The sequence below is a fragment of the Aeromonas sp. 3P genome (assembly GCF_051919745.1).
Lineage (GTDB): Bacteria > Pseudomonadota > Gammaproteobacteria > Enterobacterales > Aeromonadaceae > Aeromonas > Aeromonas veronii.
Genome location: NZ_JBQBED010000001.1, coordinates 771,916 through 790,132, shown reverse-complemented (window position 1 = coordinate 790,132; position 18,217 = coordinate 771,916). Strand labels below are relative to the sequence as shown.

Sequence of the window (18,217 nt, the reverse complement as noted above, 5' to 3'; positions counted from 1 at the left end):
TGGGGGCATTAACGGTCATCATTTTTTCGGCTCCTCCATGTTCAGCGGGAAGTGACAGCTGAACTGATGTCCTTTCACCTTGTTCATCAGCGGGGTTTGCACGCACTGCTTCTGGGCGTAGGGGCAGCGCGGCCCCAGACGGCAACCGATGGGCAGGTGTTGCAGCGGCGGGATGACGCCGGGCAGGGTCTCGAGGCGCGACTTGTGGCGCACCAGCTTGTCAAAGTCGGGGATCGATTTGAGCAGGGCATCGGTATAGGGGTGATGCGGGGTCTCGAGGATCTGCTCCCGGGTGCCCACTTCCACCATCTGGCCGCAGTACATCACGTTGATGGTGTCGGTCAGGTTGGCGATGGCGGCGATATCGTTACTGATGATCAGGATGGTGGTATTGCCCAGCTTGTTCATCTTGTCCAGCAGTCGCAGGATCTGGGAGTGGGTGGTGGACTCCATGGCGCTGGTGGGCTCGTCGGCTACCAGCAGACGCGGCTGGTTGGCAATGGCCATGGCGATCATCACCTTCTGGCACATGCCATCCGACAGCTCGTGGGGATAGGCGCGCATCACCTTGCGGTGATCCTTGACGCCGACCCGGTGCAGCAGGGCGATGGCCTTCTTCTTGCGCCACTGGAAGCGCTGCCAGAATTGTCCCTCGAACGAATCGGTCGGGATCGCCTCTTCCAGCTGGGTGCCGATCTCCTCGGAGGGGTCGAGACAGCTGATGGGGTCCTGGAAGATCATGGCGATCTCGCGACCCATGATGCGACGGCGCTCCTTGGGAGCCATGGTCAGCAGATCCATGTCGTTGAAGCGCATCCGGTCGGCACGAACCGTCCAGTTGTCCTTCTCGATGCCGACGATCACCTTGGCGATCAGACTTTTTCCGGAGCCGGATTCACCCACCAGACCGCGGATCTCCCCCTCGGTCAGGGTCAGGCTCACCTTGTCCACCGCCTTGACCTTGCCTTGCGGGGTGTCGATCTCGATGGTGAGATTGCGTATGTCGAGCAGCGGCATCAGTCGTTCCCCTCTTTGAGTGCTTCGCGAATGCCTTCACCAACTAAATTGGTCACCAGCACGCTGAACAGGATGGCGATGCCTGGCAGGGTGACGGTCCAGGGGGCGAGATAGATAAGGTCGCTCGAATCGGCCAGCATGGTGCCCCACTCCGGTTGGGGAGATTGGGCGCCGAGGCCAAGAAACCCGACCGCCGAGATATCGAGAATGGCTGCAGACAAGGTGCGGGTGGTCTGGGCCACCAGGGTTTCGACAATGTTGGGCAAAATAGCCAGCCGCATGATCCGGAAGGGAGGCGAGCCATCGAGGCGGCTGGCGGTGATGTACTCCTTCTGCATCTCGGCATGTACTGCGTTGTAGGTGGCCCGGATAAAGGGCGGGATCAAGGCGAGAGTAATGGCTATCAGGGTATTGCCAAAACCCGGCCCCATGATGGCGACCATGATGATGGCCATCAGCAGGGAGGGGATGGAGAGCAGGGTATCGAGCAGGTGGTGCAGCACGCTCGATTTAAGCCCCTTGCTCATGCCGCCGAGGATACCGATGGCGGAGCCCACCACCATGGCGATCACCACCACGACCAGCGCATAGCCGAAGGTGAGACGCGCCCCTACCACCAGCCGGGAGAGCATGTCGCGCCCCAGATCGTCGGTGCCGAGAAAATAGTCGATGTTGCCGGTCGCCGCCCACGAGGGGGCCAGCAGCAGCTTGTCGGTGTGCTGTTCATCGATGCCGTAGGGGACGACCAGCGGCCCCACCAGCGTGATGAGCAGCAACAGCAAAAAGCACCAGAGCCCTGCCATCGCCAGCGGATTGCGGCTGTAGGAGGCCCACGTCTGCTCAAGGGGCGAGAGGATCTTGAGCTCGGGATAGATGTTCGATTTATCTTGCATAGGATACCTGGCTCCTGGTCACGCCATGAGCGCGTTCAATCTTGTTTGGCATACAACTCTTTGCGCCGTGCCGGATAGATAAGGGTGGTCAGCAACTCGGTGCTGACGCTGGTCAGGATCACGAAACTGGCCACTACCAGGGTTGCGCCGCGAATGGCGGCGTAATCCTGCAGGGCGATGCTGCTGATGAGCCAGCGGCCGATCCCGTGCCACTCGAACACCACCTCGGTGATCATGGCGGAGGTGAGTACGCTGCCTAGCTGCAGACCCAGCAGCGGCAGTACCGGCGGCAGGGCGTTCTTCAGACCATGGCGCCAGACGATCTGCGCCTTGGAAAGGCCCCGGCTCGCTGCCGCCTTGATGTAGTTCTGCTTCATCACGTCGATGAGGGAACTGCGCACATGGCGGATCACCTCGGTAGTGGGCACCACCGCCAACACCAGTGACGGAAGGATCAGGTGGCGCAGGGCATCGTGCAGCGCCGCTTGCCGCCAGGGCTCGTTGCTGAGCAGCACATCGATCACCGCGATGCCGGTAATGGGGGGGACGTCGTAGAGCAGGCTGATCTGCCCGGAGGCTGGCAACCAGCCGAGATCCAGCGAAAAGAGCATTACCACCAGCAGCGCCAGCCAGAATACCGGCACCGCATAGCCGATAAGACCGGCTGTCATGATGGAGAGATCCAGCGTCTTTCCCTGGGACAGGGCCGCCAGGGTGCCGAGGGGAATGCCCACCAGCAGCGAGATGGCGAACGCCGCCAGACAAAGGATCAGGGTCGCCGGGAAGTAGTGGCGGATCTCGTCCAGCACCGGCAGCCCGGAGACGCTGGAGAGCCCTAGGTCACCTGCGAAAATGCGGCGCAGGAAATCGGGGTAGCCGCTCCAGAAGCTGAGCTGATGGCCGATCAGCCGATAGTCCAGCAGATAGGCGACAAAGGTCAGCGCCAGCAGGGTGATGAGCAGCAGGTTGATGCGGCGCAAGGTGTATAGAAGCATGCTTACTCCCTGTGAGCCTGGTTGAAGGAGGTGCCGCCAAAGGGCATCAGCGTCAGCCCCTCGATGTCGCTGCGGCTGACTTGGGTACGCAAGGCGTGTGCCAGCGGGATCAGCGGCAGCTGTTCGTTGAGCAGTGTCTGGGCATAGTAGTAGTTACGCAGCCGGAACGAGAGCTGGGGCGTGGTGACCGCATCATCCAGCAGCTGATCGAAGGCCGGGCTACACCAGCGGCTGTAGTTGTTGCCGCGCTCCACTGCCGAGCAGCTCAGCAGCTGGCGGAAGAAGTTGTCCGGGTCGGCGTTGTCGGCAATCCAGCCGGAGAGCAGGCTGTCGTACAGCCCCTTGGTGAGGCGGCCTTCGATCACCGGCCACTCCCGTTGCACGATCTTGAGCTTGATCCCGACCTTGGCCAGATCGCTGCGGATCAGCTGAGCGGTCTTGACCGCATCCGGGTTGTAGGGGCGGGCGTCCGGTTGTACCAGCACCTGCATCTCGAACCCTTTCTCCAGCCCCGCCTCCTTGAGCAGCTGGCGCGCCCGTTTCAGGTCGGGTTTGCGCTCGGGCAGGCTGGGGTTGTACCCCCATGAGAGGGTCGGCAGCAGGCTGTTGGCGGGCAGACCGGTATCGAAATAGACCGCCTGCAGCAGGTTGTCGATATTGATGGCGCTGGCAATGGCCTGACGCACCTTGACGTTGTTGAACGGCGGCTTGCGGGTATTGAGGGCCAAAAAGGCGACGTTCATCCCCGACTGGACCGAGAGACTGAGCGCCGGATTTTGCTTGATCACCGAGAGCTGGCTGGCGGAAGGGGTGCTCATCACGTCGCACTCGCCGGTCAGCAGCTTGGCCAGCCGTTTGGCGGATTTGGGGGTAATGTCGTAGACCAGCTGTTCAATCTTGGCATCGCCGCCCCAGTAGCCAGGGTGGCGCAGATAGCGGATGAACTCGTTGTGGCGATACTCCTTGAAGCTGAACGGCCCGGTGCCGATGGGGCGGCTATCCAGCAGGGCTGGCGTGCCCGCCTGCAACATTTGCTCGGCGTATTCGGCGGAGAGGATCACCGCATAGTCGCTGGCCAGGGTGGCGAGGAAGGAGGCGTTTGGCTGGTTCAGCTCGAACACTACCGTCTGCGGCCCCTTCTTGCTCACCCGCTTGATCAGTAGATCTTGCCCCAGGCTGTAGAAGTAGGGGTAATCGCCGCCGGAGACATTGTGATAGGGGTGCTGCTCGTCCAGCTGGCGAGCATAGGTAAAGACCACGTCATCGGCATTGAAAGTGCGGGTGGGCTTGAACCAGGGGGTATGGTGAAACGTCACCCCCTTGCGCAGGGTCAGGGTATAGGTGAGGCCATCCTCGCTGACATGCCAGTTGGTGGCGAGCGCCGGCTCCAACGCCAGGGTGTTGGGGTTCACCTCCAGCAGGCGGTCGTAGAGCGGACGGGCACTGGCATCCAGTGTCACCCCGGAGTTGGAAACATGGGGATTGAAGGAGAGGGGGGATCCCTCAGCACAATAGATGAGTCCGGTTTTGGAGGCCTCGGGTTGCTTCTGGCAGCCGGTGACCAGCACCAGCATACCCAGCAGCAAGGGTGTGAGCATTCTCATTGTTGAACCATGTTCTTATAGGGGTTTTGTACGCACGTTTTGATACAAATGTGCCAGCGCGAAGGCTGGCGTGTTGCTGGAGTCGGCATCAACCGCACTCCTTCACTCTTGTTCTGCATCGTTATCGCCATCCAGCAGCTGATATTTGCGTAGCATGCCACGGAACTGGTGATAGCTTAAGGCCAGCAGTTGAGCGGCTTTGCGCTGATTATACTGGGATTGCTGCATCGCTTGCTTGAGTAAATTAATCTCGTACTCCGCCACCGCCTGCTTGAGATCGAGTGGCAGGGCGAGGGGGGATGCAGATTGTACCTCGCTTCGGGCCTCTTGCGCAGGTTGCGTGACCTGTGGTCGCCAGGGCGAATCAAACGGGTTAAGCACCAGGGTCGAGAGCGGCAGCTGGGGATTGCCCTGACGATAGATGCTGCGCTCCACCACGTTCTTCAGCTCCCGCACGTTGCCCGGCCAGTGGTAATCCAGCAGCAGCTGGGTCACCTTGCGCGAGAAACCGGCAAACAGCGGATAGCCCAGCTCCCGGGTCATGCTGTGGGCGAAGTGCTCCGCCAGCATCAGGATATCTTCCCGCCGCTCCCGCAAGGGGGGGAGGGTGATCACATCAAACGCGAGCCGGTCGAGCAGATCGTGGCGAAACTGCCCCTTGTCGGCCAGCGCAGGGAGATCCTCGTTGGTGGCGCAGACCAGTCGTACATCCACCTTGAGGGGCTTGGCCCCACCCACCCGCTCGAACTCGCCATACTCGATGACCCGCAGCAGCTTCTCCTGCACCCGGGCGCTGGTGGTGGCCAGCTCGTCGAGGAAGAGGGTGCCGCCATCGGCCCGCTCGAAGCGGCCCTGATGGCGCTTGGCTGCACCGGTAAACGACCCCGCTTCGTGACCGAACAGCTCGGTCTCCAGCAGGCTCTCACTCAGGGTGGCGCAGTTGATGGTGACAAAGCTTTGATCCCAGCGCGCCGAGAGATAATGTAGGCGGTGGGCGATCAGCTCCTTGCCCGTCCCCCGCTCACCGATGATCAGCACGGGTTTGCGCAGCGGGGCGAGCCGTGAGGCCTGCTCAATGATCTCGAGAAATGCGTTGGATTCCCCCAGCAGGCTTTCCGTGGCCGTGGTCATAGTGATCCCTGTCAGTTGTAAAAGCTGGTCAATCTTACCAAAAGTTGGTGATTTTAATCATCACTTGCGCGAGGCATCTTGCAATCCGGCTATTCTGCCCCATATAAATCAACAAGTTAAATTTTGTTCCAGATTGGCACACAAGTTGCTATTGTCAATGGAGAAACAACGCCATGCCAATAACAGGAGTGCAATCATGAGTATTTTTTCCCGTCTGGCCGACATCATCAATTCCAACCTGACGGCCCTGCTCGACAAGGCAGAAGATCCCCAGAAGATGGTGCGCCTGATCATCCAGGAGATGGAGGACGAGCTGGTCAAGGAACGTTCCAATCTGGCCCGCTTCCTCGCCAGCCAGAAAGAGATTGGCCGTCAGGTCGCCCGTCATCAGGAGCGGGTCGACGAGTGGCAAGCCAAGGCCGAGCTGGCCCTGACCAAGGGACGTGAAGATCTGGCCCGCGCCGCCCTTATCGAGAAGAAGAAACAGACCGAGTTGTCAGAGACCCTCTACCGCGAGCAGCAGGCGGTCGACAGCGGCATCGAGAAGCTGGGTGAAGAGATCCGTCAGCTCGAAGCCAAGCTGGAAGATGCCCGCGCCCGTCAAAAGGCGATGGCCATTCGCACCGAAGCGGCCAGCAGCCGTCTCAACGTGCAGAGCCAGGTTGCCCGTGGTGACAGTCAGGCGGTGGTGAGCAAGTTCGAGCGGATGGAGCGTCGCATCGACGAGATGGAGGCCCGCGCCGATCTGGGTCAGTCTGACAAGGCGCTGGCGCAGCAGTTTGCCGAGCTGGAAGTGGACGATCAGATAAGCCGCGAGCTGGAAGCGATGCGCCAGAAGCTGAGCCAGGGCGACAGCAAAAGCGAAGGCAAACAGGGGGAGTAACAGATGGAAGATCTGCTGGGCGTATTGATGGTTCCCATGGTGGTCTTCATGGTGGTGGTAGCCCCCATCTGGCTGGTGCTGCACTATCGTGCCAAGGGGCGGATTGGCGCCGGTCTTGCCGATAGCGAGCGGGAACAGCTGCAAGGGCTGCTGGCTCGCACCGAGAAGATGCAGGAGCGAGTGGGCGCGCTGGAATCAATTCTGGATGCGGAAGTACCCGGTTGGAGGAACAAGGTATGAGCAGTGTCAGTCGTGAAGGGCGTAACCTCTATCGTGATCCCCAGCGTGGCAAGATAGCCGGGATCTGTGCCGGTTTGGCTGAGTATTTCGGGGTGGAGACCTGGATCGTGCGGCTGCTTGCCATCAGTGGCCTTATCTTTGCCGGTTTCATTACCTTCACCGCCTATATCGCCGCCTGGTTCTTGCTCGACAAAAAGCCGGTCACCCTCTATTCGCAAGAGGATGCCGACTTTGCCGAGGTGCGGATGAAGGCGCGCAGCTGGCAGGCGGGGATCACCCCTCATCAGGCGCTGGGCCGCATCGCGCAGGAACTTGACGCGCTGGAGCCCAGAGTTCAGCGGATCGAGAAGCTGGTGACCTCTAGGGAGTTCACCCTGCAGCGGGAGTTTCGCAAGCTGTAGTTCTTGCTGAAGCCCCCATGTCGATGGCGGCGCCTCCCGTGATGCGCCACCATCGACACCAGCTATCCAGATGCAACCACCAAGGGAGAACGGGTCAAGCCTTGATACTCAATAAACTGGAACAGAAGTTGACTCGCCTGCAACACAAGGCGAACGACGTGGTGAACCGGGTGCGGGATCGCCATATCCGGCTGGCGGTGACCGGCCTCTCTCGCAGCGGCAAAACCGCCTTTATCACGGCGCTGGTCAACCAGCTGGAACACGCGGCCATCGATGGCCGTTTGCCGTTGTGGGATGCCCTGCGTCAAGGGCGCATCCTCGGCGCCCGCCGGGTGCCGCAGCTCAATGCCCACATCCCCACCTTTGCCTACGAGCGTGGCCTCGACTCCCTGTTTGGCGTTCCACCAGCCTGGCCCGAGCCCACCCGCGGGGTGGCCGAAGTGCGCCTCGAAATCCGCTATCGCACCCGTCACCCTCTGCGCAAGCATCTGGGGGAGATCTCCACCCTCTACGTGGATCTGGTGGACTACCCCGGGGAGTGGCTGCTCGATTTGCCGCTCCTTGAGATGAGCTACGAGCAGTGGAGCGAACAGGTGCGCGAGCAGCTTCGTCGCCCAGAGCTGCAGGCACTTGCCGCCAGCTGGCTGACCCCCGGGTGGCAGGTCGATCAGCGCTTCGAAGAGCGGCCGGTGGCTGAGCTAGCCGAGCGTTACACCGCCTACTTGCATGCTTGCAAACAGGAGCTGGGGCTGCACCTGATCCAGCCCGGCCGCTTCGTCTTGCCGGGCGAGTATGCCGGTGCCCCCATGCTGCAATTTGTCCCCTGGGTGTGGGAGATGCCTGTCGGCGAGCCCGCCGATGGCACTCTTTACGCCACTCTCAAGCAGCGCTTCGAGCAGTACAAGCAGCATCTGGTGCAGGGTTTTTATGAGCAGCACTTTGCCGGCTTTGATCGCCAGATCGTGCTGGTGGATTGCCTGCAGCCGCTTAACGCCGGGGCGGCCAGCTTTGGCGACATGCAGCAGGCCATCGCCCGCATCATGGAGAGCTTTGCCTACGGCAAGAGCAACTGGTGGCGGCGACTCTTCTCGCCCCGTATCGACAAGCTGCTGTTTGTGGCGAGCAAGGCCGATCACGTCACCCCCGAACAGCATGCGCCCATGGTCTCCCTGCTCCAGCATCTGGTACGCAGCGGTCGCGGTCAGGCCCGTTTTGAGGGGATCACCACCGAGTGTCTGGCGCTCGCCGCCATCAAGGCGACCGAGGTGGGCAAGGGGATGGCCAATGGCCGCGAGTTCCCCGCCATCCGCGGCACCAGCCTGAGCGGTGAGCCGCTGCTGCTGTTCCCCGGGGAGGTGCCGCCCCATATTCCGCCAGCGCAGTGGTGGAACAGTCAAGGCTTTGATTTTCAGGCGTTTCGTCCCATGCCCATGAGCGCCCATCAGGCGCTGCCCCATATCCGGCTCGATGCAGCGCTGGAATTTCTGCTCGGGGATCACCTCGAATAACGGTGTGCGGTCTTGGCACCTGAGCCGAAGGCTGCGCACAGGAGAACAATGCGATGAACGATCAGATAAAAGAGCGGCCACCGTTGCAGGGCAAGGTGATCCTTGAGCCTGCCTTGACGGTGGCCAGTGACGAGCGACCGCCCGCACCGGCTCAGCGGCTGGAGGAGGCAAGTTTCGAGCGCCTCGACGAGCTGGACGAGTTCACCGAGGTGGAGAGCGCCCTCGTCAGCAAACCGCGCCGCCGCCATCGGCTGCTGGCGTGGGGGCTGGGGGCAGTCGGTCTGCTCTCGTTGGGCCAGTATGGCGCCTTTCTTTACGATCAATTCCTCACCACCCCGCTCTGGGGCAGCGCCTGGCTGGCGGCCTCGGCGCTGGTGGCGGCGGGCACCGCCAGCGTGGTGGGGCGCGAGTGGCTGCGGCTGCACACTCTCAAGCGGCGTCAGGATGTGCGCTCGCGAGCAGAAGATCTGCTGGCCCATCAGGGTGTCGGGCAGGGGCAGGCCTTTTGCGAAGGGTTGGCGGTCAAAAGTGGCGACAAGGGGCGCGAGGGGTATCAAACCTGGCTGGCCCAGCTCGACGAGAGCCACAGCGATCGGGAGGTGCTGACCCTTTACAGTCAGCTGGTATTGAGCGAACGCGACAAACTGGCGCAGGCGCGGGTGGCAAAATGGTCGGGGGAGGCCGCTGTGCTGGTGGCGCTAAGCCCGCTTGCCACCATCGACATGATGCTGATGCTGTGGCGCAACCTGCGGATGATCGAGGATATCGCCGATGTCTACGCCATCGAGCTTGGCTACTGGAGCCGCATACGCCTCATCCGTCAGGTGTTTCGCAACATGCTCTACGCCGGTGCCACCGAGCTGGTGACCGAGGTGGGGATGGACTTGCTGGGCGCCGAGTTTGCCGCCAAGCTCTCTGCCCGCGCCGCACAAGGGGTGGGGGCCGGGCTGCTCACCGCTCGCCTTGGCCTGCGCACCATCGAAGCGTGCCGCCCGCTGCCTTGGTGTGCGGACGAGAAACCGAAACTCGGCGAGCTGCGCAAGCGGCTGATCGGCCAGCTGGCGGGGTATCTCAACAAATCCTGATAGCCCTATCTGCACCTTGCTGATATGACCCTTGCCCCTGTCGTGCTCGCCAAGCCACAGGGGCATGGTTTTAATCGGCAGATCATTGAGTTGGCTGCCTGGTGCCCGGCTTTGGCGAGGCGCCCGTTTACGGTTAAGCTGGCAGTCAATCTTACCAATCACATCCATCGTACCAATCGGCAAGGATGCCCGATGAACTTTACCTTTCGCCAGATCCGTTATTTTGTGGCCGTGGCCGACAGCTTCTCAGTGAGTCGTGCCGCCGCCGAGCTTCATATCTCCCAGTCGGCGGTCACCAGCGCCATTCGCGAGCTGGAGACCGAGCTCGGCGCCCCGCTATTCGAGCGCAATCCGCGCGGCGTCACCCTCACCACTCAGGGCCACCAGTTTTTGCTCCACGCCCGCCGTATTCTCGGCGCCATGACCGAGGCGAGCCACTCCCTCAAAGCAGTAGCCCAGCAGGATCAGGGACGGCTCACTATCGGTGTGACTACCTTGGTGGCGGGTTACTACCTCTCAGAGGCGCTCGGCCGTTTTCGCCGCGCCTTTCCGGCGGTACAGATCGAGGTGAAGGAGGATGAACAGCCTTTTCTGGAGCACCAGATCGTCAACGGCGAGGTGGATGTGGGGATCCTGATGACCAACCGCACCATTCGGCAAGAGGCGTTTGATACCGAGTTGCTGACCCGTTCGCCGCTGCGGCTCTGGCTGGCCGCCAACCACCCGCTCTGCGCCGAGTCGACCCTCTCGCTCACCGCACTGGGGGAGGAGCCGATGATCTCGCTGACCGCCGATCAGCTCGATCAGATCATCGGTGGCGGCCTGCGTCGCTACGGCATCTCCCCCCGTATCGTGCTGCGCACCGCATCGGTGGAGGCGGTGCGCAGTCTGGTGGCGAGCCAGCTCGGGGTCGCCCTGTTGCCCGATTTTGCCTATCGCCCCTGGTCGCTGGAGCAGGAGCGGGTCGAGGCGCGCCCCATCAAGGAGCCCATTCCCGCCATCGATATCGGGCTAGTGTGGCGCCGTGGTTCTCGGCTGGATTGGACGGCGCGGGAATTTATCGATATTGCGCGGGATCAGAGCCGGTTGCGTGCCCGTCAGGCGCTCCCTCGCTAGCCATCTCTTGCGGGGGAGCCACCAAAAATCAGATTCATCTGCACTCGATATCGATTTAGCTGATACCTGAGCCACCAAAAATTGAAATATTCATCGTATTGCCACTCCCCTAAGCTCATTGCTGGTTAACAGGATGTTAACGCCGATGGTGGCGTTCCTTCACCTGATGCAAGTCAACACAATGCAAGGAGTGCATGATGAAATTGACCCCTCTGATGCTGGCTCTTGTGCCGGCGCTGCTGGCAGGCCAGACCCAGGCTGCCCCGACCGAGCTCGGCAAGGGTGAAGGCCAGCTCAATATCGTGGCCTGGGCTGGCTACGTCGAACGTGGCGAGACCGACAAGAACTACGACTGGGTGACCGGATTCGAGAAAGAGACCGGCTGCAAGGTGAGCGTCAAGACGGCGGCCACCTCGGACGAGATGGTGGCCTTGATGAACGAGGGGGGATTCGATCTGGTGACCGCCTCCGGCGATGCCAGTCTGCGTCTGATTGCCGGTGGCAAGGTGCAGGCGCTCAATCTGGCACTCATCCCGAGCTACAGCAAGATTGATCCCCGGCTGCAAAATGCCCCCTGGCACACTGTGGATGGCAAGCACTACGGCGTGCCCTACCAGTGGGGCGGCAATATCCTGATGTACAACACCAAGGTGTTCCCCAAGGCACCGGACTCCTGGAACGTGGTATTCGAGGAACAGACCCTGGCGGATGGCAAGTCCAACAAGGGGCGAGTGCAGGCCTTTGACGGCCCGATCCACATCGCCGATGCCGCCCTCTATCTAATGACCCATCAGCCTGCCCTGGGCATCAAGGATCCTTACGAGCTGAACGAGGATCAGTACAAGGCCTCCCTCGATCTGCTGCGCAAGCAGCGCCAGCTGGTGGGACGCTACTGGCATGATGCTTTCGTTCAAATCGATGACTTCAAGAACGAAGGGGTGGTCGCGTCAGGCTCCTGGCCGTTCCAGGCCAATGCCCTGATTGCCGACAAGCAACCCATCGCCACCACTGTGCCTAAGGAGGGCGTCACCGGTTGGGCCGATACCAGCATGGTGCACAGCGATGCCAGGAACCTCACCTGCGCTTACAAGTGGCTGGAACACTCCCTGAGCAACAAGCTGCAGGGGGATCTCGCCGCCTGGTTTGGCTCGGTGCCTGTGGTGCCTGCCGCCTGTGAGGGCAATGCCCTGCTGGGCCCGACCGGGTGCAAAACCAACGGTATCGACAACTTCGATCGGGTTCGCTTCTGGCGCACTCCGGTCTCCCAGTGCAAGAGCCAGGGAACTTGCGTGCCCTATTACCGCTGGGTTTCCGACTATATCGCCATTCTGGGCGGTCGCTGAGGCGGCGTGAGCAAGGTGGTCGGAACCACTGCCACCTTGCCAACGGCAGGGGAGCTGCGCCTCCTCTGCATGACTGCCAAAACCGGATAATCAAGCGGGCCGGACAGGAGTCCGGCCCATCCCAGTACAGACAAGGACGCCCCATGAACGCCGTACAATTTGACCGGGTCAGTCGCCATTATGGCGAGGTGAAGGCGGTCGATGACATCTCTTTCCAGATCCCCTCCGGGGAATTCTTTACCCTGCTGGGGCCGAGCGGTTCCGGCAAGACCACTTGCCTGCGGATGATCGCGGGCTTCGAGTACCCGAGCGATGGGGAGATCCGCCTGTTTGGCGAACCCTGCTCCACCGTGCCCCCCTATGATCGCAACCTCAACACCGTGTTTCAGGACTATGCCCTGTTTCCCAACATGGATGTGCGCGACAACATCGGCTATGGCCTGATGCTCAAGGGGGTCGCCAAGGCACAGCGTTACCGCAAGGTGGACGAGATGCTGGAGCTGGTGCGACTGCCTGGGGTCGGCAAGCGCCGCCCAAGCCAGCTCTCCGGCGGCCAGCGCCAGCGCATCGCCATCGCCCGGGCGCTTATCAACCAGCCACGCATCCTGCTGCTGGACGAGCCGCTGGGGGCCCTCGATCTCAAGTTGCGCGAGCAGATGCAGCTTGAGCTCAAGGCGTTGCAACGCCAGTTGGGCATCACCTTTATCTTCGTCACCCACGATCAGCAGGAGGCGCTCTCAATGAGCGACCGGATCTGCATCTTCAGTCAGGGCAAGATCGAGCAGATTGCCGCCCCCGATACCATCTACGACGCTCCGGCGACGCCGTTTGTGGCCCGCTTCGTTGGCACCGTCAATCTGTTCGAAGGGGAGCAGGCCAGACGGCTGTGCGGCGACGGCAGCCAGATGATGGTGCGCCCGGAGCGGATCCGGCTCGCTGAGGCGGGTGTGCCGGGCTGGTCGGGAGAGATCCGCGAGGTGGAGTATCTGGGTCCCTTCGTCCGTTATCGGGTTGATCTCGGGGAGCAGCTCGAGATCATCGTCAACCACCCCAATGAGGGGCAGGCCCGTCTGGCCCGTGGCAGCAGGGTCAGCCTCAGCTGGCCGGAGCAGGCCATCCATCGCCTGAGCGGCGCCCATCAGGGGGCGCAGCCATGAGTGCCCCTCACAGTGCGAGTCTTGCCATGAACCATCAGCCCGAACCTGCCCGTTTCAGGCCGCTGCGGCGCCTCTCGACCCTGCTCTATGGTCGGCCCGGCCTGCTGCTGGCGATCCTGCTGGGGCCGCCGCTGCTGTGGCTCGGCATCATCTATGTCGGCTCCTTGCTGATGCTGCTTTCCAACTCCCTGTTCGGGCTGGACGAGTTCAGCGGTCAGGTGCGCCACGAGCTGGGGCTGCAAAACTTCGTCGCCCTGCTGCGACCGGAGAATCTGGATGTGATCGGCCGCACCGTCGGCATGTCGCTGCTGGTGACTCTGGCCTGCGCCCTGCTCGGTTTTCCGGTTGCCTACTACATGGCACGCTACACCAGTGGCAAGACCCGGGCGCTGTTCTATGTGGGGATCATGCTGCCGCTCTGGTCCAGCTATCTGGTGCGGGTCTACGCCTGGAAGCTGATCTTGGCCAAGGAGGGGGTAGTGAGCTGGCTGGCGGACAGCATGGGGTTGGAGTGGCTGCTCGATGCCATCCTCTCCCTGCCGGTGATCGGTGGCCCGTCGCTCTCCTTCTCGCGGCTCGGCACCTTTATCGTGTTCGTCTATGTCTGGCTGCCCTTCATGATCCTGCCCATTCAGGCGGCGGTGGAGCGTATACCGCGATCCCTCTTGGAGGCGAGCAGCGATCTGGGGGCGACACCCGCCAGACCTTTCGCAACCTGATCCTGCCGCTGGCGTTGCCCGGTGTGGTGGCGGGCTCCATCTTCACCTTCTCGCTGACCCTCGGTGATTACATCATCCCCGGCATCATTGGCAACTCGACCATGTATATCGGTCAGGTGGTCTACATGCAGCAGGGGACGGCGGGCAACTTGCCCTTTGCCGCCGCCTTCTCGCTGGTGCCGATCCTTATCATCGCCATCTATCTGGCGATTGCGAAACGACTGGGGGCTTTTGATGCGCTTTGACCATCTCGCTCTGAACCGGCAGCAAGGAGGCCGTCATGTCAGCTAGCTCAGTGAGCAGTCAGGGACAGCGCCCTTCGGGCCTGCTCAAGTACGCCGCCATCGGCGGGCTCTTGTTCCTGCACTTTCCCATTCTGTTTATCTTCCTCTACGCCTTCACCAGCGAGAGCAAGAGTTACCAGTTTCCGCCCCCCGGACTCACTCTCAAATGGTTCGAGGTAACCCTCAATCGCCCCGATGTGTGGCGTGCCATCCAGCTGTCACTGGAGGTCGCAGGGCTGGCGACACTGGCGGCCATGATCCTCGGCACCTTGGCAGCAGGGGCCATTGCCCGCAGCCGCTTCTTCGGTCAGGAGGTGGTGTCGCTCTTGCTGGTGCTGCCCATCGCGCTGCCCGGTATCGTCACCGGTATCGCGCTGCGCTCGGCCTACGGCCTGATGGAGATCCCGTTCAGCTTCTGGACCATCGTTATCGGCCACGCCACCTTCTGTGTGGTGGTGGTCTACAACAATGCGCTGGCCCGTTTTCGCCGCACCAACCAGAGCCTCATCGAGGCGTCGATGGATCTCGGGGCCGACGGCTTCCAGACCCTGCGCTACGTGATCCTGCCCAATCTGGCCACGGCGCTGCTGGCGGGGGGCATGCTGGCCTTTGCCCTGAGCTTTGACGAAGTGATTGTCACTACCTTCACGGCGGGCCAGCAGACCACGCTGCCCATCTGGATGTATCAGGAGCTGATCCGTCCCCGAGACAGGCCGGTCACCAACGTGGTGGCCCTCATCATAGTGGCCTTCACCACTATCCCTATTTTGCTTGCCTACTACCTCACTCGCGACACCCATGATGTCGCTGGCAGTGGCAAATGATGACTCAACGCGTGCGCAAGGATGCAACCATGAAACTCTCTACCCAACTCTTGATTGATGGCCAGTTTGTGACCGGCGATGGGCAGGCCGAACCCATTCTCAACCCGGCCAACGGCGAGCAGATCGCCGCCGTACCCGAAGCCTCGTTCGAACAGGTGAACCGGGCGGTGAACGGTGCCCAGCGCGCCTTCGCCCAGTGGAGCCGCACCACCCCGGCAAGCCGCAGCAACATGCTGCTGCGTCTGGCGGATCTCGTCGAGCGCCACGCCGAGGAGTTTGCGGCGCTCGAATCCCTCAACTGCGGCAAACCCTATCTGGCAGTGCTCAACGACGAGCTGCCCGCGGTGGTGGACTGCTTCCGCTTCTTTGCCGGGGCGGCCCGCTGCCTGCAAGGGCCGCTGGCGGGGGAGTATCTCGAGGGGCACACCAGCATGATCCGCCGCGACCCCATAGGTGTTGTGGGCAGTATCGCCCCCTGGAACTACCCGCTGATGATGGCGGCCTGGAAGATGGCGCCGGTGCTGGCGGCGGGCAATACGGTGGTGCTCAAACCCTCCGAACAGACCCCGCTCACCGCGCTGCGTTTGGCGGAGCTGGCCAGCGAGATCTTTCCCCGCGGCGTTATCAACGTCATCTGCGGGCGGGGCGAGAGTGTGGGGGCGCCGCTGGTGGAGCACCCGCTGGTGCGGATGGTATCGCTCACCGGCGATATCGCCACCGGCCAGAAGATCCTGCAGAGTGCCGCCCGCACCATGAAGCGCACCCACCTTGAGCTGGGGGGCAAGGCGCCGGTGATCATCTTCGACGATGCGGATCTGGAGGCGGTGGTGGCAGGCATTCGCACCTTCGGTTTTTACAATGCAGGGCAAGATTGCACCGCCGCCTGCCGTATCTATGCCCAGGGCAAGATCTACGACAAGTTCGTCGCCGCCATGACCGATGCGGTGGCCTCCATCAAGGTGGGAAGCCAGTACGAGGAGGGGGTGGAGATGGGGCCGCTTATCTCGGACAGACAGCGCAACCGGGTTGCCAGCTTTGTCGAGCGGGCCCAGAGCAGCGGTCATGTGGAGGTGACGGCGGGGGGCAAGATCCGCCCAGGCAACGGCTTCTTCTTCGAGCCGACCCTGATTGTCGGGGCCCGGCAGGAGGATGAGATCGTGCGCCGCGAGGTGTTTGGCCCCGTGGTGTCGGTGACCCGTTTCAACGATGCCGAGCAGGTGGTGCAGTGGGCCAACGACTCGGACTATGGCCTCGCCTCGTCGGTCTGGACCAAGGATCTGAGCCTCGCCAGCAAGGTGGCCAGCCACCTGCAATATGGCTGCACCTGGATCAACACCCACTTCATGCTCACCTCCGAGATGCCCCACGGCGGCATGAAGATGTCGGGCTACGGCAAGGATCTCTCCCTCTATGCGCTGGAGGATTACACGGTGCCGCGCCATATCATGGTCAAGCTGTAGTGGGGATTGGTTAGCGGGTTGTCACAATTTATTTACAACTGTTTCAGGCAGCCGACTCATGGGTCGGCTGCTTTTTTTGTTGCCATTTCGTTACAGTGAAATCGTGATGAAACGGCAAGGCGCCTTGATGTGGCGCCAGAGGATGGAACCGCTATGGCAACCTTCTACACCGCCCACCAGCCGGATGCTGACGGGGTGATCCACTACTCGGCCGAAGAGCACGGCACCTGGCAGATCCTGATCGAACGTCAGTTCGCCGCTCTCGATGGCAAGGGGTGTGATGAGTATCTGGCCGGTCTCGACAGGCTTGGGCTGCCCCGTGATCGCATCCCCCAGCTGGCCGAGATCAACGCTGTCTTGCAGCCCGCTACCGGCTGGTCGGTGGCGGCGGTGCCTGCGCTTATCTCGTTCGATCGCTTCTTCGCCCTGCTGGCCAACCGCCAGTTTCCGGTAGCGACCTTTATCCGGCGCCGGGACGAGCTCGACTACCTGCAAGAGCCCGATATCTTTCACGAGATCTTTGGCCACTGCGCCATGCTGACTAATCCGGCCTTTGCCCACTTCACCCACCTATACGGTCAGTTGGGGCAGCAGGCGAGCAAGGAGCAGCGGGTTTTTCTGGCGCGGCTCTACTGGTTCACCGTGGAGTTTGGCCTCTTGGCAACGCCCGACGGGCTGCGTATCTACGGTGGCGGCATTCTCTCCTCCATCGGTGAGACCGCCTATGCCCTCTCCGGCCAGCCGCTGCTGCAACCTTTCGATCTGTTGACCGTGCTGCGCACCCCGTATCGCATCGACATCATGCAGCCCACCTATTTTGTGCTGCCGAGTCTCGAGCATCTCTACCAACTAACTGGGGAGGAGATCATGGCTGCTCTGGCCGAGGCCAGTCGGCTTGGCCTCTATCCGCCACGTTTTGAGGTTCCCGCTGGCAAACAGGCGAGCTGACCAAAAGCAAACAACCCTATTTCATTTTCATTAATTTTTCATTAATTCAAGCAGGAGTAACCCATGTCCGAACTGGCCAGCCAACAGTGTGAAGCGTGTCGCGCCGATGCCCCCAAGGTGAGCGATGAGGAGCTGCGTGAGCTGATGCAGCTTATTCCCGACTGGCAGCCGCTGGTGGAGGGGGGGGCGCTGCAACTGCGGCGGGAATTTACGTTTCGCAACTTCAAGGAGGCGCTGGCGTTTACCAACCGCCTGGGCGAGCTGGCGGAGGCAGAGTTCCATCATCCGGCCATCCTGACCGAGTGGGGCAAGGTGACCGTCAGCTGGTGGACCCACAAGATCGGCGGTTTGCATCGCAACGACTTCATCATGGCTGCGCGTACAGACCAATTGCCCAGATAATCTGAGAACAGGTTGAGGCGGAGTATCCCCCTTCCTGCATTTCTGACCGAATGGGGGAGGTGACCGTCAGCTGGTGGATGCATAAGATCGGCGGCTTGCATCGCAACGACTTCATCATGGCGGCGCGCACCGATCAGTTGCTCCGGTAATCGCACCCCACACCAGCGTCATCGGTTGACCCGGGCCTGCCTGCGAAAGCGGGGCGGG

The 18,217-nt window shown here is 61.7% G+C and carries 17 protein-coding genes and 2 pseudogenes; 14 read left to right on the top strand and 5 right to left on the bottom strand.

From position 1 onward, the window contains the following. Positions 1 to 18 precede the first annotated feature (18 nt). The 5 genes from ACTG19_RS03515 to pspF all read right to left on the bottom strand — a co-directional run bounded on the left by ACTG19_RS03515 (position 19) and on the right by pspF (position 5,640). A complete protein-coding gene (locus ACTG19_RS03515) occupies positions 19 to 1,017 on the bottom strand; it encodes a peptide ABC transporter ATP-binding protein (RefSeq protein WP_005346272.1) in 999 nt (332 codons plus the stop codon). Continuing rightward, on the bottom strand, positions 1,017 to 1,910 hold the full coding sequence (locus tag ACTG19_RS03510) for an ABC transporter permease subunit (RefSeq protein WP_005333677.1): 894 nt from the start codon (positions 1,908 to 1,910) through the stop codon (positions 1,017 to 1,019). The genes ACTG19_RS03515 and ACTG19_RS03510 overlap by 1 nt, the downstream gene beginning before the upstream one ends. Before the next feature lie 35 nt (positions 1,911 to 1,945). Beyond that, positions 1,946 to 2,905, bottom strand: a complete 960-nt coding sequence (locus ACTG19_RS03505) for an ABC transporter permease (RefSeq protein ID WP_005333676.1) — start codon at positions 2,903 to 2,905, stop codon at positions 1,946 to 1,948. A 2-nt stretch (positions 2,906 to 2,907) separates the two neighbouring features. Further along, the gene (gene sapA, locus ACTG19_RS03500) at positions 2,908 to 4,503 is read right to left on the bottom strand and encodes an ABC transporter substrate-binding protein SapA (protein WP_162628426.1); all 1,596 of its coding nucleotides are present in this window, start codon (positions 4,501 to 4,503) and stop codon (positions 2,908 to 2,910) included. A gap of 108 nt (positions 4,504 to 4,611) precedes the next feature. Next, positions 4,612 to 5,640: a phage shock protein operon transcriptional activator gene (gene pspF, locus ACTG19_RS03495; RefSeq protein WP_201990200.1), complete on the bottom strand. Its 1,029-nt coding sequence runs from the start codon at positions 5,638 to 5,640 to the stop codon at positions 4,612 to 4,614. A 196-nt stretch (positions 5,641 to 5,836) separates the two neighbouring features. Here pspF and pspA point away from each other — a divergent pair, with 196 nt between their 5' ends. The 14 genes and pseudogenes from pspA to ACTG19_RS03425 all read left to right on the top strand — a co-directional run. After that, entirely contained in the window at positions 5,837 to 6,523 is a 687-nt protein-coding gene (pspA, locus tag ACTG19_RS03490) for a phage shock protein PspA (RefSeq protein ID WP_201990198.1), read from the top strand. A gap of 3 nt (positions 6,524 to 6,526) precedes the next feature. Continuing rightward, positions 6,527 to 6,763 carry an envelope stress response membrane protein PspB gene (gene pspB, locus ACTG19_RS03485; RefSeq protein WP_005333672.1) on the top strand — a complete coding sequence of 79 codons (237 nt, stop codon included), beginning with the start codon at positions 6,527 to 6,529 and terminating at the stop codon, positions 6,761 to 6,763. Continuing rightward, positions 6,760 to 7,164, top strand: a complete 405-nt coding sequence (gene pspC / locus ACTG19_RS03480) for an envelope stress response membrane protein PspC (RefSeq protein ID WP_005333670.1) — start codon at positions 6,760 to 6,762, stop codon at positions 7,162 to 7,164. Before pspB ends, pspC begins: the two co-directional genes overlap by 4 nt. 101 nt (positions 7,165 to 7,265) lie before the next feature. Further along, a complete protein-coding gene (locus tag ACTG19_RS03475) occupies positions 7,266 to 8,672 on the top strand; it encodes a YcjX family protein (RefSeq protein ID WP_439988742.1) in 1,407 nt (468 codons plus the stop codon). A 53-nt stretch (positions 8,673 to 8,725) separates the two neighbouring features. Beyond that, entirely contained in the window at positions 8,726 to 9,757 is a 1,032-nt protein-coding gene (locus tag ACTG19_RS03470) for a YcjF family protein (protein ID WP_201990194.1), read from the top strand. Positions 9,758 to 9,949: 192 nt separating this feature from the next. Next, on the top strand, positions 9,950 to 10,873 hold the full coding sequence (locus ACTG19_RS03465) for a LysR family transcriptional regulator (protein ID WP_005346246.1): 924 nt from the start codon (positions 9,950 to 9,952) through the stop codon (positions 10,871 to 10,873). 197 nt (positions 10,874 to 11,070) lie between these two features. Then, on the top strand, positions 11,071 to 12,216 hold the full coding sequence (locus ACTG19_RS03460) for an ABC transporter substrate-binding protein (protein ID WP_227342656.1): 1,146 nt from the start codon (positions 11,071 to 11,073) through the stop codon (positions 12,214 to 12,216). 143 nt (positions 12,217 to 12,359) lie between these two features. Beyond that, the gene (locus ACTG19_RS03455; protein WP_047436685.1) at positions 12,360 to 13,373 is read left to right on the top strand and encodes an ABC transporter ATP-binding protein; all 1,014 of its coding nucleotides are present in this window, start codon (positions 12,360 to 12,362) and stop codon (positions 13,371 to 13,373) included. Further along, positions 13,370 to 14,337, top strand: a pseudogene (locus ACTG19_RS03450) (ABC transporter permease). The gene ACTG19_RS03455 and the pseudogene ACTG19_RS03450 overlap by 4 nt, the downstream one beginning before the upstream one ends. A 35-nt stretch (positions 14,338 to 14,372) precedes the next feature. Continuing rightward, positions 14,373 to 15,200, top strand: a complete 828-nt coding sequence (locus ACTG19_RS03445) for an ABC transporter permease (RefSeq protein WP_047436690.1) — start codon at positions 14,373 to 14,375, stop codon at positions 15,198 to 15,200. 29 nt (positions 15,201 to 15,229) lie between these two features. Further along, complete coding sequence (locus ACTG19_RS03440) at positions 15,230 to 16,660, top strand: gamma-aminobutyraldehyde dehydrogenase (RefSeq protein WP_439988741.1); 1,431 nt, start codon at positions 15,230 to 15,232, stop codon at positions 16,658 to 16,660. A 153-nt stretch (positions 16,661 to 16,813) separates the two neighbouring features. Beyond that, positions 16,814 to 17,608, top strand: coding sequence for a phenylalanine 4-monooxygenase (gene phhA, locus ACTG19_RS03435; RefSeq protein WP_439988740.1), 795 nt, complete (start codon positions 16,814 to 16,816; stop codon positions 17,606 to 17,608). 63 nt (positions 17,609 to 17,671) lie between these two features. Next, entirely contained in the window at positions 17,672 to 18,010 is a 339-nt protein-coding gene (locus ACTG19_RS03430) for a 4a-hydroxytetrahydrobiopterin dehydratase (protein WP_216978931.1), read from the top strand. 5 nt (positions 18,011 to 18,015) lie between these two features. Then, positions 18,016 to 18,159 (top strand): annotated as a pseudogene (locus ACTG19_RS03425) (4a-hydroxytetrahydrobiopterin dehydratase); the annotation flags it as partial. Positions 18,160 to 18,217: the final 58 nt, after the last annotated feature.

Bases quoted from the DNA above. Each gene is read 5' to 3' on its own strand.
- ACTG19_RS03445 (WP_047436690.1), top strand. From the start codon at position 14,373: ATGTCAGCTAGCTCAGTGAGCAGTCAGGGACAGCGCCCTTCGGGCCTG.
- ACTG19_RS03460 (WP_227342656.1), top strand. From the start codon at position 11,071: ATGAAATTGACCCCTCTGATGCTGGCTCTTGTGCCGGCGCTGCTGGCA.
- ACTG19_RS03510 (WP_005333677.1), bottom strand. From the start codon at position 1,910: ATGCAAGATAAATCGAACATCTATCCCGAGCTCAAGATCCTCTCGCCC.
- ACTG19_RS03465 (WP_005346246.1), top strand. From the start codon at position 9,950: ATGAACTTTACCTTTCGCCAGATCCGTTATTTTGTGGCCGTGGCCGAC.
- sapA (WP_162628426.1), bottom strand. From the start codon at position 4,503: ATGCTCACACCCTTGCTGCTGGGTATGCTGGTGCTGGTCACCGGCTGC.
- pspF (WP_201990200.1), bottom strand. From the start codon at position 5,640: ATGACCACGGCCACGGAAAGCCTGCTGGGGGAATCCAACGCATTTCTC.
- pspA (WP_201990198.1), top strand. From the start codon at position 5,837: ATGAGTATTTTTTCCCGTCTGGCCGACATCATCAATTCCAACCTGACG.
- ACTG19_RS03470 (WP_201990194.1), top strand. From the start codon at position 8,726: ATGAACGATCAGATAAAAGAGCGGCCACCGTTGCAGGGCAAGGTGATC.
- ACTG19_RS03505 (WP_005333676.1), bottom strand. From the start codon at position 2,905: ATGCTTCTATACACCTTGCGCCGCATCAACCTGCTGCTCATCACCCTG.
- ACTG19_RS03430 (WP_216978931.1), top strand. From the start codon at position 17,672: ATGTCCGAACTGGCCAGCCAACAGTGTGAAGCGTGTCGCGCCGATGCC.
- pspC (WP_005333670.1), top strand. From the start codon at position 6,760: ATGAGCAGTGTCAGTCGTGAAGGGCGTAACCTCTATCGTGATCCCCAG.
- pspB (WP_005333672.1), top strand. From the start codon at position 6,527: ATGGAAGATCTGCTGGGCGTATTGATGGTTCCCATGGTGGTCTTCATG.
- ACTG19_RS03455 (WP_047436685.1), top strand. From the start codon at position 12,360: ATGAACGCCGTACAATTTGACCGGGTCAGTCGCCATTATGGCGAGGTG.
- phhA (WP_439988740.1), top strand. From the start codon at position 16,814: ATGGCAACCTTCTACACCGCCCACCAGCCGGATGCTGACGGGGTGATC.
- ACTG19_RS03515 (WP_005346272.1), bottom strand. From the start codon at position 1,017: ATGCCGCTGCTCGACATACGCAATCTCACCATCGAGATCGACACCCCG.
- ACTG19_RS03440 (WP_439988741.1), top strand. From the start codon at position 15,230: ATGAAACTCTCTACCCAACTCTTGATTGATGGCCAGTTTGTGACCGGC.